The organism is Arthrobacter sp. V1I7, from assembly GCF_030817015.1.
Lineage (GTDB): Bacteria > Actinomycetota > Actinomycetes > Actinomycetales > Micrococcaceae > Arthrobacter.
Window position 1 is genome coordinate 916,031 of sequence record NZ_JAUSYS010000001.1, and the last position, 14,678, is coordinate 930,708.

Sequence of the window (14,678 nt, forward strand, 5' to 3'; positions counted from 1 at the left end):
GTGCCCGCCAGTCGCCGTCGTCGTGCATCAGCGCACGTCCGGGCCGGGCACATGACGTTTGTTCTCAAAGGAGTTCCGTGTCTTCAAATCCGATTCGTGTTGCAATCGTCGGCGTAGGTAACTGTGCCGCATCGCTGGTCCAGGGCGTCCAGTACTACCAGGACGCTGATCCGCAGGCCACGATCCCGGGTCTGATGCACGTGGAGTTCGGCAAGTACCACGTCAACGATGTGCAGTTTGTGGCCGCTTTCGACGTGGACGGTAAGAAGGTCGGCAGCGACCTCGCCGACGCGATCGGTGCCAGTGAAAACAACACCATCAAGATCGCCGATGTCCCGCCGACGGGCGTCACCGTGCAGCGCGGCCCGACCCTCGACGGGCTTGGCAAGTACTACCTCGAGACCATCGAGCAGTCCACCGAGGAGCCGGTCGACGTCGTCCAGGCGCTCAAGGACGCCAAGGTCGACGTGATGGTCTGCTACCTGCCGGTCGGTTCGCAGGAAGCCGCTGAGTTCTATGCCCAGAGCGCGATCGACGCCGGTGTGGGGTTCGTCAACGCCCTGCCGGTCTTCATTGCCGGCACCAAGGCCTGGGCGGACAAGTTCACCGCCGCCGGCGTGCCGATCGTGGGCGACGACATCAAGAGCCAGATCGGTGCCACCATCACGCACCGCGTCATGGCTAAACTCTTCGAGGACCGCGGCGTCACCCTGGACCGCACCTACCAGCTGAACGTCGGCGGCAACATGGACTTCAAGAACATGCTGGAGCGCGACCGCCTCGAGTCCAAAAAGATCTCCAAGACTCAGGCCGTCACCTCGAACGTGGAAGCCGAACTTGCCGCCAAGGACGTCCACATCGGCCCGTCGGACTACGTCCAGTGGCTCGACGACCGCAAGTGGGCCTTCGTGCGCCTCGAGGGACGCAACTTCGGCGACGCCCCGGTGTCCTTGGAGTACAAGCTCGAAGTCTGGGACTCGCCGAACTCAGCCGGCGTGATCATCGACGCCATCCGCGCCGCCAAGATCGGCCTGGACCGCGGCATCGGCGGCCCGCTGCTCTCGGCATCGAGCTACTTCATGAAGTCCCCGCCGGAGCAGTTCAACGACGACCTCGCCCGCGAAAAGGTCGAGGCCTTCATCCGCGGCGACCTGGAGCGCTGACCCGCTTCCCCCTCCCCGCCGCTTTCCCCCGCCGACGCTCCCGCACCTTTGGGGCGTTCCAGCCCGACGCTCCCGCACCTTTGGGGTGTTCCAGCCCGACGCTCCCGCACCTTTGGGGTGTTCCCGCCCGACGCTCCCGCACCTTTGGGGTGTTCCAGCCCGACGCTCCCGCACCTTTGGGGTGTTCCCGCCCGACGCTCCCGCACCTTTGGGGGCGCCGGGGGTCCGGGTATGTCCGGCAAGCGATTCCTCACGTCTGGCCGGTACCGGCCGGATCCTCCCTCACACGGTGCAGGCATGGGAGGGTCGCTCCCTCAGACTGGGCTGGAAAAGCCAGCAGCAGCCGACGGGGTGAGGTACGCGGTGCGGAGGATCCGCTTGATCCTGGCAGTGGCGCCCGTGAAGCCCTCCGCAAGGTCTTCTTTTGTCAGGACGAGCACCGTCCATCCCGCTGCCTCGAACGACTTGTCACGGCGGCGGTCGCTGAAGATCTGGGCGGGGAGCAGATGATGGCCGCCGTCGTATTGGACGGCCAGCCGCCGACGGCGATATCCAAGGTCCGCCGTCGGGGAACCCGGGCTCTCCCGGAGCGGGAGCTGCAGCTCCGGCTCCGGGAGACCGGCGTCGCATATCGCCAGGCGTAGCAGTGTTTCCGGACCTGAATCGGACCCCACCCGCATCAAGTCCAGGGCCATCCGCGCGCGGACGATTCCCTGCAGATTCGGGTGGCGGCTCACCATCGAACGCAACCCCTCGATGGTCGCGAAGGGCTCGCTCCGTCCCTCCAAAGCGAACCGGGGAATCCGCACGAGCTCGTCGCCCATGCAGACCAATTCGGACAGGCTCAACCGCCGGGCGAGGTCGAGCCACGTCCGCGGGCGCGTGCTGATCCGGATGCCGTCCGCAGCTTCGACCTCGCCCTCCAGAGCCATAACGGTGTGCCCGACGATGCCTTTGCGCCGTACCTCGGGCAACGCCCGCGGTTTGCTCAGGTGCAGCTCCTCAGAGTCCGAGAGCCACGGAGGCAGGAGCTGACATCGAAGCCTGGCGGCCGTGACGTGCGAGATCCAGGCGCCTGGCGACGCGGCAGACAGGGCGCGAGCCGCCGTCTCCAACTCAAAGCTCCAGTCCGAGGGCCGGTAAAGACCCCGGCTGACATGACGGATGTCGGACTGTCTCAATCTGGTTCTCGGCACTCCCAATGACTTTGCAGCCGCGATGGTGAAGGGTGCTGCGCTGAGTGGACCGGGAAGCTCAGCTCGCGTTCTCATGCTGGCATTGTGAACTCATTTAAAGAGCCGTGCGGGCGTTATCCACAGCTCTCGCGCATCCGCCTTTGGCAGCGGGCACGGGTTCCGGCGACCCCGGCACGAGCCCCGCGCAGGATGTGAGGGAGCGTTCACTCGGGAGACGCAGGATGTGAGGGAGCGTTGGTTGGGGAGACGCAGGACCTGAGGCAGCGTGGGTGGGGGAGACGCAGGATGTGAGGGAGCGTGGGTTGGAGAGACGCAGGACCTGAGGGAGCGTTCAGAAGAGGCCGACGGGATTTCCCTCGGCGTCGACGTCCATCCGCATCGCGGCCGGGACCTTGGGCAGGCCAGGCATGGTCATGACAGCGCCGGTGAGAGCCACGATGAAGCCGGCGCCGGTCTTGGGGATCAGGTCGCGCACGTGCACGGTGAAGCCCTTCGGGGCGCCCAGCCGGCTGGCGTCGTCGCTGAAGGAATACTGGGTCTTCGCCATGCAGACCGGGAAGCCGGACCAGCCGTTCTTCTCGATCTCCGCGAGCCGCTTGAGCGCCGGGACGGAGAAGTCCACGCCGTCGGCGCCATAAATCTCCTGCACGATGGTGCGGATCTTGTCCTCCACCGACATCTCCAGCGGGTACAGGTGCCGGAAGGTATGCGGCGCGTCGACGGCCGCGGCAACCTTCGCCGCGAGCTCGTCCCCGCCGTCCCCGCCCCCGCCTCGGCCCCAGACATCGGCGACGGCGGCCTGGACACCCGCCGTGGTGCACCAGTCCAGCAGCCAGTCCAGCTCCTCCCGGGTATCGGTGGCGAACTTGTTGATGGCCACCACCGGGGTGATGCCGAACTTCTCCACGTTCCGCACGTGCCGCTGGAGGTTGGCGACGCCGGCGGCCAGGGCCCCGACGTTCGGGTCCTTGAGCTGATCCTTGGCAATGCCGCCGTGCATCTTGAGCGCCCGGATGGTTGCCACGACGACGACGGCGGAGGGGGCGACATCGGCCATCCTGGCCTTGATGTCCATGTACTTTTCGGCACCCAGGTCCGCGCCGAAGCCCGCCTCGGTGACCACGATGTCCGCGAGGCTGCGAGCGGCCTGGGTGGCGATCAGGGAATTGCAGCCGTGCGCGATGTTGGCGAACGGGCCACCGTGCACCAACGCGGGTGTCCCGGCGATGGTCTGGACGAGGTTGGGCTTGATCGCGTCCTTGAGGAGCAGGGTCAGCGCGCCCTGGACGCCGAGGTCGGCGACGGTGACGGGCCGGCGGTCGTAGGTGTAGCCGAACGTGATCCGGCCCAGCCTTTCCCGGAGGTCGGGCAGGTCCGTGGCGAGACAGAACACGGCCATGATCTCGGAGGCCACGGTGATGTCGAAACCGTCCTGCCGCGGAATGCCCTGCGCCGGACCCCCGAGGCCGATCACGACCTCCCGGAGCGAGCGGTCGTTCATGTCCAGCACCCGCTTGAAGGTCATCCGGCGCGGGTCGATGTTCAGCTCGTTGCCCTGGAAGATGTGGTTGTCCACGAGGGCCATCAGGGCGTTGTTCGCCGAGGTGATGGCGTGGAAGTCGCCGGTGAAATGCAGGTTGATCTCATCCATCGGCAGCACCTGCGAGTAGCCTCCGCCGGTGGCGCCGCCCTTCATGCCCAGGATGGGTCCCAGCGAGGGCTCACGCAGCGCGATCATCACCTTGTGTCCCGCCCGGGCCAGCGAGTCGGCCAGCCCCACGGTGGTGGTGGACTTGCCCTCGCCGGCAGGCGTGGGCGACATGGCAGAGACCAACACCACCTTGCCGGCGCGAGGGCCGGCTCCGGCGGGCCGGCCGGCGCCGGCGGCCCGGTCATCCCCGGCGGCCCTGAGCTTCGCCGGATCGATCTTGGCCTTGTACCGGCCGTAGAACTCCAGGGCGTCGGGGCTGATGCCGGCCGCGGCGGCGACCTCCTCGATCGGGCGCATTACGGCCCGCTGGGCGATCTCCAGATCACTCGGCACGGCAGGAGCTGCGGCGGCAGGGCCTCCGGGGAGGGCGTTATCAGACATCGGCGTCCTTCGGCTCGTGGCGTCGGCGGGTGTTCCGGCCAATGGCGGCAGGCCGGTGTTACCGGCTGGTGGCCCCGGCAGCGGGCTTGTGGCCCACCGGGATGGTCAGGTTTCCAAAGTACTGGCTCAGCGCGGTGTGATAGCTCTCCATCGTGATCGCAGCGGTGCGCTGCCACCCGAAGTCCTGGGCGTGCAAGGCCGCGGCCCGGCCCATATCCTGGCGGGTGGCGGGGTCGTCGTACAGCGCCTCGAGGACGTCCGCCCAGTCACCGGGCTTATGGCCCTCCACCAGCAGTCCGGTGCGTCCGTCGAAGACCGCGCGGGAGAGCCCGCCGACCTTGGTCGCGACCACCGGGGTCCCGCAGGCCTGGGCTTCGAGAGCCACGAGTCCGAAGGATTCGCTGTAGGAAGGCATCACCACGACGTCGGCCGAACGGTACCAGGCGGCGAGCTTCGGCGCGCTGACCGGCGGATGGTGGGTGACGACGTCGTCCATCCCGGCCGAGCTGATCAGGGTCTTCAGGTTAAAGTCCTTGGCCCCGCTGACCGCGCCCACGATGGTCAGCCGCAGGTCGATGTCCGGGCGGCGGGCGCGGAGCAGGGCCGCAGCCTTGATCAGGATCTGGGGTCCCTTGAGCCGCTGGATCCGGCCTGCAAAGAGCAGATGGAAGCTACCCGGCGGCACCCCATGGTGCGCCCGGGCCCGGCTCCGGAAGGCCGGCGTGAACACCGTCAGGTCCACCCCCGGCGGGGCCACGTCGATGTGGTCGATGTCCGCGTTGTAATGGGAGACGAGTTCCGCGGCCTCCGTGCCGGTGTTGGCGATCAACCGGGTGGCGCCGTCGACGATCCGATGTTCGCCGTCCTCGCGCCGCCGCGGCTCCGGCTGCTCACCGGACTCCAGCAGCAGGTTCTTGACCTTGGCCATGGTGTGCATGGTGTGCACCAGCGGCACGTCCCACAGCCGGGCGAGCTCCAGCCCCGCCACGCCGGAGACCCAGTAGTGTGAGTGAATCACGTCGTAGCGGCCGTGCGGCTGGAGCTGGCGGATCCTGTCGATCTCGGCCACCATACTGTGCAGCAGTCCGGGCAGCTCTTCCTTGGGCAGCTTCCGCGGCGGGCCGGCCAGGACGTTGTGGACGCACACGCCCGGGGAGGGATGCTCGACGGCGGACTGTCCGGCGGCCGTGGACCTCGTGAAGATCTCCACCTCGACGCCGGTCTCCGCCAGCGCCGCGGCCAGCGCCCGGATGTACACATTCATGCCGCCGGCGTCGCCGGACCCGGGCTGCTCCATCGGCGAGGTGTGAAGGGACAGGAAGGCAACACGGCGGACCAGTGACATCCTTCTCCTCCCTCTGCTGCCGGAACTGCATGTCGATAAAACACTACTCCTGAAGTTCGGGGAGGTTCACAGGCCCGTGCCCGGTGCGCCTACTCGCTGGACGCGGCCGGTGCCGCCGGCTTCCGGGCCATGCAGTTCAACGCCGTGGTGGAAAGCACCGCCGGGCGGTGGCTGCCCGGAAGTCGGCGGTCTTCGACGTGCTCGCCCACGATCCCGGAGGCCTTCCACCACCCGCGCCTGGGCTACCTGGGGCTGCACCTGATGTACCGCACGCCCTAGGAGCCACCACCGTTGCCGGGGCTGCCGCCGCGCCAGAGCTGCTGCAGTTCCGGGAAAGCGGCCTCATAACCGGCGAGCAGCTTCGCCGCGAGCACGTCCGAATCGACGAGGGGATGACGGGCGAAGGCGGCGAGGGCCGCCTCGCGCCGCCGGGCCCCCGCTGCCGGTCCGGTGGCCTGCCCGACTTCCTGGCCTGCTGCCGGCCCGGTGGCCTGCACGACCAGCCGTTCAACATCCTTGACCCGACGCATCAGGGCGAGCTGCCCGGGGGCCGGGCGTTCCTGCGGGAGCGGCACCACGCCGTCGGGCGTCACCCGGCAAGGAACCTCGACGACGGCGTCCGCGGGCAACCCCGGGACCGCCGGGTCCGCGGCGTCCCCGGGCAGCTCCGGGATTGCCCCCGCCGAGCCTGCCGGCGGCGCGGCATTCGGGGTGTTCAGGACCAGCTCCGCGGTGCCGCCGCCGGAGAGCGCCCGCATGACCGCCAGGGCCACACGTTCGTAGCCGCCTCCGGCGAGGTCCGTCTCGTCCCGGCGCTCGCCGGCCGGCCGGGCCTCGGCCAGATACCCTTCCTCGCGGGATCTTCGGGCGGCCTCCCAGAGCGGATACGCCGCCGCGCCGGCTGCGGCGAGCCGCGGGTAGAGCTCCGATTGCTGCCGGTCGATGGACTCCCCGCGGGTTTCGGCGGCGGAGCGGATGCCGGACAGGGCGCGTCCGGTCTCGTAGTAGTAATAGAGGTACTCGTTCGGCAGGCACCCGAGTTCAGCAAGGAATGCCTGGGGGAACAGCCTGCCTTCCTCGAAGCCGGCGAGTGCCCCGGCGTCCGCCAACAACCCGGGCAGGGCATCCCGGCCGCCGGACTCCAGCCGGTAAAGCCAGCCGAGGTGGTTGAGGCCGTAGTAGCCGACGCCGTCGAGCCTGCCCTCGGGCAAGGCGACGCCGGCGGCCCGGGCGGCCCGGTACACGAGCCCGCCGGCCGAATCGCAGATGCCGACGACCCTCCGGCCGAGCACCGGGACCAGGGCCTCGGTGACCATCCCGGCAGGATTGGTGAAATTCAGCAGCCACGCCTCCGGGCAGCGCTCGCGCATTTCCGCGGCGAGCTCCAGCATCCGGGGTATCGAGCGCAGCGCATAGGAGATGCCGCCGGCGCCCGTGGTCTCCTGGCCGAGGAGCCCCAGATCCAGGGCGATCCGCTCATCGGCCATCCGCCCCGCGGTCCCGCCGGGCCGGATGGCGGCAAACACGATGTCCGTGCCGTCGAGGGCCTCCGGCAGCGAAGTGGTGGTGCGGACCGTGGGCATGTTTCCGGGGGACAGGCCGCCAGCGGGCTCCAGAGCCGCCAGTGACGCGAGGACCGCGTCGAGGGCGGCCAGCCGGCCGGCGTCGACGTCGTACAGCACCAGCTCCCGGACCAGCCCCGCGAAGGGGCCGGAGCGGAGCGCCCGGTAGACCAGCGGTACCCGGAATCCGCCGCCGCCGGCAATCATGAGCCGCATGCGGACAGTCTAGGTGTATTACCCACGGAGGTTGGTGACACGGCTGGCGGGTGGTTGACCCTTGAGTGAGGTGTGGCCTCGGTTGTGATTGTAGTGGTGCAACCAGGCGGGGAAAGCGGCAACACGCTCGGCCTCTGATGCGTAGGGCTTCGCGTAGGCCCATTCGTCGAGCATGGTGCGGTTGAACCGCTCAACCTTTCCGTTGGTCTGGGGGCGATAGGGGCGCGTGCGTTTGTGCTTGATGTCCGCACCGAGAGCCTGGGCGAAGACGCGGGAGCGGTAGCAGGAGCCGTTATCTGTCAAGACCCGGCTCACCGTGATCCCGGCGGCGTTGAAGGCAGCGTTTGCCCGTTCCCAGAAGCCGGCGGCGGTTTCTTTCTTCTCGTCAGAGAGGATCTCGGTGTAGGCAAAGCGGGAGTGGTCATCGACTGCGTTATGCAGGTAAGCGTAGCCGGGCCTGCGGTTGGCGTTTGTGCCGGTCTTGTTCCGGTTCCCCGCGGCCCGGCCGGTCACGCGGTGTCCGCCGCCGTCAGGAATCCGGCCGAGTTTCTTGATGTCCACGTGGACCATGTCCCCGGGGTTCTGGTGCTCGTAGCGGCGGATCACCCTGCCCGTGGCCCGGTCCAGCCACGACAGCCTGGCAAGCCGGTACCGGGAGAGGACCTTGTGCACGGTGGACGGGTGGATACCGAGCAGGTAACCGATCCTCGCCGGCCCCCAGCGGCGGTTGACCCGCAGCGCGATGATTCGTCGTTCCCGCCGGGCAGGAGTGCGGCGCGGGGACCGGGACGGCCGGCTGGAGAGGTCCTCCATGCCGTCTTCGCCCAGCTCCCGGTAGCGGCTGGCCCAGCGCGCCGCGGTCGGGACGGAGACCTGAAAACGTTCTGCAGCCCGACGTAACGGCCAGCCGTCCTCGACAATGCACTTTGCCAGCTCGATCCGTCCCCTGCGGGCGAGAAAAGCATTAGGGTGGGACATTGAAGACCTCCGTTTGTGGAATTGGACTCTAGACAAGCCCCACTCCACTCGGAGGTCTTCTTCATGTCACCACACCACGCCGACCGTCACTAACGTCTGTGGTTAATACATCTAGGCGTACCGGCTTCGGCCGGGCTGCTCCGGCCGCCGGCTCCGGCGGCCGGGGGTGTCTTTCCTGCCACACCAGGACGGCGTAGTCTGCCGTACATGGACGCGACCCCGCCGCGGCGCTTTGACCCACTTTCCTCCGTCCGATCCCCGGCGTCGGAGGGTTTCGACCTGCTTCTGACGGGCACAGTCTTCCAGGACATCATTTTCACCGGGCTGCCGCATGCGCCCGTTGCCGGTACCGAAATCTGGAGCGAAGGGATGGGCAGCTGCCCAGGCGGCGTCGCGAACCAGGCGATTGCCGCGGCGCGGCTGGGTCTGCGGACGGGTTTGGCGGCTGCCTTCGGCGACGACGGTTACGGCGACTACAACTGGAAAATCCTGGCTGGACAGGAGCACGTGGACCTCTCCCTCTCCCAGCGGGTACCGGGCTGGCACTCCCCGGTGACGGTTTCACTCAGCGTGGAACAGGACCGGTCCATGGTCACCCATGGACATCCTGCTCCGGTCACCTCCTCCCAGCTGGTCGGCACGCCGCCACCGGCGCTCGCCGCCGTCGCCGGGCTCGACGAGGAAGTGGAGACCTGGGCCCTTGAGGCCCACAAAGCCGGCGTGCGCTTGTTCGGCGACGTCGGCTGGGACCCCACCGGGGCATGGTCATCGACCCGGCTGCACAATTTGAAGTACTTTCACGCGTTCATGCCCAACCAGCACGAGGCGATGGCGTTCACGGGACGGGACAACCCGTGGTCGGCGTTGTATTCGCTGGCGGACCAGGTGCCGGTGGCCGTCGTGACGCTGGGCTCCCAGGGGGCCATGGCGGTCGACTCGGAAACGGGCGAGGAGGAATGGGTGCCGTCCCTGCCCGTCGCGGCCTATGATCCGACCGGTGCCGGGGACTGCTTCGGCGCAGCATTCATCGTCGGCTGCCTGGCGGGCTGGCCGCTCGGCGACCGGCTGCGCTTCGCCAACCTGTGCGCCGCCCTGGCCGTGCAGGAAGTCGGCGGTTCCCTGGCCGCGCCCGGCTGGGGCGACATTGCCGACTGGTGGCAGCGCGCCAACGCCCGGAAGGAACGGCAGAGCAGCCAGTGGTTGCGCCGATACTGCTTCCTGGACGACATCGTCCGCGACGTGCCCGCCGAGGCGCAGCGGCGGGCGACGGCGACCATCGCCCACCTCTCCGACGCCTAGCCGCCCCTCGCTGGACAGGGCCCCGTCTCGGTTGGGCCTTCCTCTCCGGTCCGTGCCGCTGGACATGCTCTCCGGCCCGGCCCGGGCTGGCCTGGCCTGGCCTGGCCCGGCCTGGGCGCGAGCCAGGGTCCGTGCCGCTGGACATGCTCTCCGGCCCGGCCCGGGCTGGCCTGGCCTGGCCTGGCCCGGCCTGGGCGCGAGCCAGGGTCCGTGCCGCTGGACATGCTCTCCGGCCCGGTTGTGGCATGGACATAATCCCGCTGTGCCCATTCCCTGGCGCGAGCAATGGGCATGTCCTCCCGGGAGAGGAGCATGTCCATTGGTGGGCGGGATCGGGCCTGTGGGTCGGCGGTCCGGGGCTGTGAATCGTGGGACCGGGCGCGTGCATTCGGGCTTGGGCAGGCCCCTGTCTCGGTTGGGCCTTCCTCTCCGGTCCGTGCCGCTGGACATGCTCTCCGCCCGGGCTGTGGCATGGACATAATCCCGTTGTGCCCATTCCTTGGCGCGAGCAATGGGCATGTCCTCCCGGGCGAGGAGGGCATGTCCATTGTTGGAAGAATTAAGCCGGATGCGCTCCCGCCCCTAGAATCGTTAAGTGACTTCTCCAGCAGCAACCGGCGACTTCCGTTCCGCTTCGAAGGCCGAGCCTGCCTTCGCTGAAGAGCGGTCGGCAGTAATCGATATCGAAGCCATCCGGCATAATGTGAGGCGCCTCGCGGCCGTTGCCTCGCCTGCGCAGGTCATGGCGGTGGTCAAGGCCGACGCCTACGGCCACGGTGCCGTGCCCGTCGCCCGCGCAGCGCTCAGCGCGGGCGCCAGCTGGCTCGGCGTGGCCCACATCTCCGAGGCTCTGGCCCTGCGGGCGGCCGGTATCGAGGCCCCGCTGCTTGCCTGGCTGCATACCTCCGACAGCAACTTTGCCGCCGCCGTCGCCGCCGGGATCGACATCGGCTGCTCCGGCTGGGAGTTGCAGCGCATAGTCGCGGCAGCCCGCGAACAGGAACGGCCGGCCCGCATCCACCTGAAAGTGGACACCGGGCTCGGCCGCAACGGCGCCACCCTGGACGCCTGGGACAGCCTCGTCGGCGAAGCCATGGAGTACCAGGACCAGGGACTGCTGCGTGTCGTGGGCATCTTCTCCCACCTCGCCGTCGCCGACGAACCCGAGCGCCCCGAAACCGACGACCAGCTCGCCGCCTTCCGCGTGGCCCTCGCGATCGCCCAGGACGCCGGAGTCGACCCCGAGGTCCGGCATCTGGCCAACACCCCGGCGACGCTATCCCGTCCCGACACGCATTTCGACCTGGTCCGTGTCGGCTTGGGCGTCTACGGGCTGTCCCCTTTCGAAGGGCAGAGCTCCGCGGAACTTGGCCTGCGCCCCGCCATGACGGTCCGCACGGTCGTCTCGCACTGCAAGGACGTGCCGGCGGGCCAGGGCGTTTCCTACGGACTGAACTACCGCACCCAGGGCACCAGCACCCTCGGGCTCATTCCGCTGGGCTACGCCGATGGCGTCCCCCGGATTGCCACCGGCGGCCCGGTCCGGGTGGACGGCGTGAACTACCCGGTCGTGGGCCGGATCGCGATGGACCAGATGGTGATCGATCTGGGCCCGCTGAACGTTTCCGCCGGCGGGCGCAGTGTGCTCGGCTTCGAAGCTGTGCTGTTCGGCAACGGGGCCGACGGCGGACCCACTGCCGAGGACTGGGCGCGGGCCGCCGGCACCAACAACTACGAAATCGTCACCCGGATCAGCTCCCGGGTGCCGCGCCGCTACATCAACGAGGAGCCCGGCAACGAGGAGCCCCGCAACGAGGTGTCCCGCCGCGCCGGAGAGCCGGCACAGTGAGCGCCCCCGAGTGGGAGCTGACGCTGGAGGTACGGACGGCCGAGCAGACCCACGCCCTCGCCGCGGGCCTCGGTACGCAGCTGGAGGCCGGAGACCTGCTGGTCCTCACCGGCGAGCTCGGCGCGGGGAAGACCACGTTCACGCAGGGGCTCGGTGAAGGCTTGGGCGTCCGCGCCGGGATCATCTCACCCACGTTTGTGCTGGTCCGCATCCACCCGAGCCTTCCCGACGGCCCCCGGCCGGGCGGCCCGGACCTCGTGCACGTCGACGCCTACCGGCTCGGGTCCGCCGCCGAGATTGACGACATTGACCTCGAAAACACCATGGACAGCGCGGTGACCGTGGTGGAGTGGGGCCGCGGCCGGGTGGAGCACCTGAGTGACAGCCGGCTTGAGGTGGACCTCGTCCGCACCCTCGGCGGCGCCGCCCCGGCCACTGCCGGACCGGCCGCTGCCGGACCTGCCCCTGCCGGCCCTGCCGCCGACACCGTGACGCTGGATTTCGATACCGACGACGACGACGAGCCCCGCACCATCGTGTTCCGCGGCTACGGTCCGCGCTGGGTCACCCCGCCGTACCTGCCCGGCACCGCGGCCGCGGCTAGGCCGGGTGGCCGCGCCCGGAACCAGCACCGAGCCACTGACTGAGCCAACGGAACGGACCTCCTGATGCTGATCCTCGCAATCGACACTTCGGCCGTAGCAAGCGCCGCGCTTGTCTCGGACGACGCTCCGGAGTCGGTGGTGGGCAGTTTTGCCACCGAGGACACCCGGAGCCACGCGGAAGTCCTGGCTCCGGGGATCGAGAATCTGCTCGCCGAGGCGGGCCTGGGCGGGGACGACGTCGACCTCATTGTCACCGGGGTAGGCCCCGGTCCCTTCACCGGGCTGCGCTCCGGCATCGTCACCGCCCGCACCCTGGCCTTCGTCTGGGGCAAGCCGCTGTACGGGTTGATGAGCCTGGACGCCGTCGCCCTGGAAGTGGCCGAGTCCGTTGACGCGGCGCCGGACTTCCTCGTCGCCACGGACGCGCGGCGCAAAGAGGTGTACTGGGCGCGGTACACGCTCGCCGGCGGGCAGCTCCCCGAGCTCCTTGACGGGCCGCATGTCGGTTTCGCGGCGGACCTGCCGGACCTGCCGGTCTACGGTGCCGGTGCCGGAATCTATGCCGACGCCGTCAAGGCCGTCGACGGCTTCAGCTCGCGCCAGCCGGAGGCACTCTCGCTGGGACAGTTTGCGCTCGCGCGGCTGGCTGCTGGGGAGAAGCTGCTGGACTCGACCCCGCTCTACCTGCGCGAGTCCGACGCCCAGATTCCCGGTCCCCGGAAGCGCGCGCTGTGAGCGGCCAGGACGCGGCGGCGCTGCCGGGCGGGCTGGCGCTGCGGGACATGACCGCCGCGGACATCCCGGCCGTGCACGACCTTGAGCGCCGGCTGTTCCCGGTGGACGCCTGGCCGTTGCAGATGTTCCTTGATGAGCTGGCGCAGGCGGAAACGCGCCGCTACCTGGTTGCCGAAAGTGCCGGCGGCATCGTGGGCTACGCCGGACTCATGTGTATCGAGCCGATAGCGGACGTGCAGACCATCGCCGTCGTGCCGGAGCAGGAAGGCAAGGGCATCGGCTCGGCACTGCTGGGCGAACTCATCCGGGAAAGCCGGCGGCGTCACGCCGAAGACGTGCTGCTGGAAGTCCGGGCGGACAACCCCCGCGCGCAGCAGCTGTACCTCCGCTTCGGCTTTGAACAGATCCACGTCCGACCCCGGTACTACCGTGACGGCGTCGATGCCCTGATCATGCGCCTCCGGCTGGAGCCCGGCTCCGACCACATCCCGCACACCACTTCGCCTCGGGAAGCAGACCGCCCATGAACCGCACCCAGCCCCTTGTCCTCGGCATCGAGTCCTCCTGCGACGAGACCGGCGTCGGGATCGTCCGCGGGACCCGGCTGCTGACCAACACGGTCGCCTCCTCGATGGAGGAGCATGTCCGTTTCGGCGGCGTCATCCCCGAGATCGCCTCCCGCGCCCACCTGGACGCCTTCGTGCCGACCCTCCGGGAATCCCTCGTGGACGCCGGGGTGACGCTGGAAGAGATCGACGCCATCGCCGTCACCTCCGGACCCGGACTCGCGGGAGCGCTGATGGTCGGCGTGTGCGCCGCGAAGGCGCTCGCCGTCGCCACCGGCAAGCCGCTGTACGCAATCAACCACCTCGTGGCGCACGTCGGCGTCGGCCTGCTCGAAGCGGACCACGGCAGCCCGCAGCCATTCCGGCAAAATGCATTGCCGGAAAACCTCGGTGCGCTGCTCGTCTCCGGCGGCCACACTGAAATGCTGCGGATCCGCAGCATTACCGACGACGTCGAACTGCTCGGTTCCACAATCGACGATGCCGCCGGCGAAGCGTACGACAAGGTCGCGCGGCTGCTGGGCCTGGGATATCCCGGCGGGCCCGCCATCGACCGGCTGGCCCGCACCGGCAATGCCAAGGCGATCCGATTCCCGCGCGGGCTCACCCAGCCCAAGTACATGGGAACGGCGGAGGAGCCGGGCCCGCACCGCTACGACTGGTCCTTCAGCGGGCTCAAGACCGCCGTCGCCCGGTGCGTGGAGCAGTTCGAAGCGCGCGGCGAGACGGTTCCGGTGGCGGACATCGCCGCGGCCTTCCAGGAGGCGGTGGTGGACGTGATCACGGCCAAGGCGGTGCTGGCCTGCCGTGAGAACGGCATCACCGAGCTGCTGCTGGGCGGCGGCGTGGCCGCGAACTCCCGGCTGCGCCAGCTCACCGAACAGCGCTGCAGCGCGGCCGGGATCCGGCTGACGGTCCCGCCGCTTTCGCTGTGCACCGACAACGGCGCCATGGTCGCCGCCCTCGGCGCACAGCTGGTGATGGCCGGGATTGCACCCAGCGGCATCAGCTTCGCGCCGGATTCGTCGCTGCCGGTCACCAGCGTTTCCGCCTGAACCCGGCTCCGGACCCG

12 protein-coding genes are annotated in these 14,678 nt (G+C 69.2%); 7 read left to right on the plus strand and 5 right to left on the minus strand.

All coding sequences use genetic code 11. The features are described from left to right. The first annotated feature begins 77 nt into the window (after window positions 1-77). On the plus strand, window positions 78-1,163 hold the full coding sequence (locus QFZ69_RS04430) for an inositol-3-phosphate synthase (RefSeq protein ID WP_306915850.1): 1,086 nt from the start codon (window positions 78-80) through the stop codon (window positions 1,161-1,163). A 314-nt stretch (window positions 1,164-1,477) separates the two neighbouring features. Here the strand turns inward: QFZ69_RS04430 and QFZ69_RS04435 are convergent, their stop codons facing one another. From QFZ69_RS04435 to QFZ69_RS04455, 5 genes are all read right to left on the minus strand, one after another. Beyond that, window positions 1,478-2,137, minus strand: a complete 660-nt coding sequence (locus QFZ69_RS04435) for an endonuclease domain-containing protein (protein WP_306915851.1) — start codon at window positions 2,135-2,137, stop codon at window positions 1,478-1,480. A gap of 553 nt (window positions 2,138-2,690) precedes the next feature. Continuing rightward, the gene (locus QFZ69_RS04440) at window positions 2,691-4,451 is read right to left on the minus strand and encodes a formate--tetrahydrofolate ligase (RefSeq protein ID WP_306915853.1); all 1,761 of its coding nucleotides are present in this window, start codon (window positions 4,449-4,451) and stop codon (window positions 2,691-2,693) included. A gap of 58 nt (window positions 4,452-4,509) precedes the next feature. Beyond that, window positions 4,510-5,796 carry a D-inositol-3-phosphate glycosyltransferase gene (gene mshA, locus QFZ69_RS04445; protein ID WP_306915855.1) on the minus strand — a complete coding sequence of 429 codons (1,287 nt, stop codon included), beginning with the start codon at window positions 5,794-5,796 and terminating at the stop codon, window positions 4,510-4,512. Window positions 5,797-6,071: 275 nt separating this feature from the next. Next, complete coding sequence (locus tag QFZ69_RS04450) at window positions 6,072-7,574, minus strand: 6-phospho-beta-glucosidase (RefSeq protein WP_306915858.1); 1,503 nt, start codon at window positions 7,572-7,574, stop codon at window positions 6,072-6,074. An 18-nt stretch (window positions 7,575-7,592) separates the two neighbouring features. Then, a complete protein-coding gene (locus QFZ69_RS04455; RefSeq protein ID WP_306913615.1) occupies window positions 7,593-8,552 on the minus strand; it encodes an IS481 family transposase in 960 nt (319 codons plus the stop codon). A 207-nt stretch (window positions 8,553-8,759) separates the two neighbouring features. Between QFZ69_RS04455 and QFZ69_RS04460 the strand changes: the two genes are divergently transcribed. The 6 genes from QFZ69_RS04460 (at window position 8,760) to tsaD (ending at window position 14,661) form a co-directional block, all read left to right on the plus strand. Then, window positions 8,760-9,851, plus strand: coding sequence for a carbohydrate kinase family protein (locus QFZ69_RS04460; RefSeq protein WP_306915860.1), 1,092 nt, complete (start codon window positions 8,760-8,762; stop codon window positions 9,849-9,851). Between the two features lie 595 nt (window positions 9,852-10,446). Continuing rightward, the gene (alr, locus tag QFZ69_RS04465) at window positions 10,447-11,700 is read left to right on the plus strand and encodes an alanine racemase (protein WP_306915861.1); all 1,254 of its coding nucleotides are present in this window, start codon (window positions 10,447-10,449) and stop codon (window positions 11,698-11,700) included. Then, entirely contained in the window at window positions 11,697-12,347 is a 651-nt protein-coding gene (gene tsaE, locus QFZ69_RS04470; protein WP_306915862.1) for a tRNA (adenosine(37)-N6)-threonylcarbamoyltransferase complex ATPase subunit type 1 TsaE, read from the plus strand. The genes alr and tsaE overlap by 4 nt, the downstream gene beginning before the upstream one ends. Window positions 12,348-12,368: 21 nt before the next feature. Next, window positions 12,369-13,040 (plus strand): tRNA (adenosine(37)-N6)-threonylcarbamoyltransferase complex dimerization subunit type 1 TsaB, encoded by a 672-nt coding sequence (gene tsaB, locus QFZ69_RS04475; RefSeq protein ID WP_306915863.1) that lies wholly within the window; start codon window positions 12,369-12,371, stop codon window positions 13,038-13,040. A 47-nt stretch (window positions 13,041-13,087) separates the two neighbouring features. Further along, a complete protein-coding gene (gene rimI, locus QFZ69_RS04480) occupies window positions 13,088-13,567 on the plus strand; it encodes a ribosomal protein S18-alanine N-acetyltransferase (protein WP_306919591.1) in 480 nt (159 codons plus the stop codon). Continuing rightward, entirely contained in the window at window positions 13,564-14,661 is a 1,098-nt protein-coding gene (tsaD, locus tag QFZ69_RS04485) for a tRNA (adenosine(37)-N6)-threonylcarbamoyltransferase complex transferase subunit TsaD (protein ID WP_306915865.1), read from the plus strand. The genes rimI and tsaD overlap by 4 nt, the downstream gene beginning before the upstream one ends. Window positions 14,662-14,678: the final 17 nt, after the last annotated feature.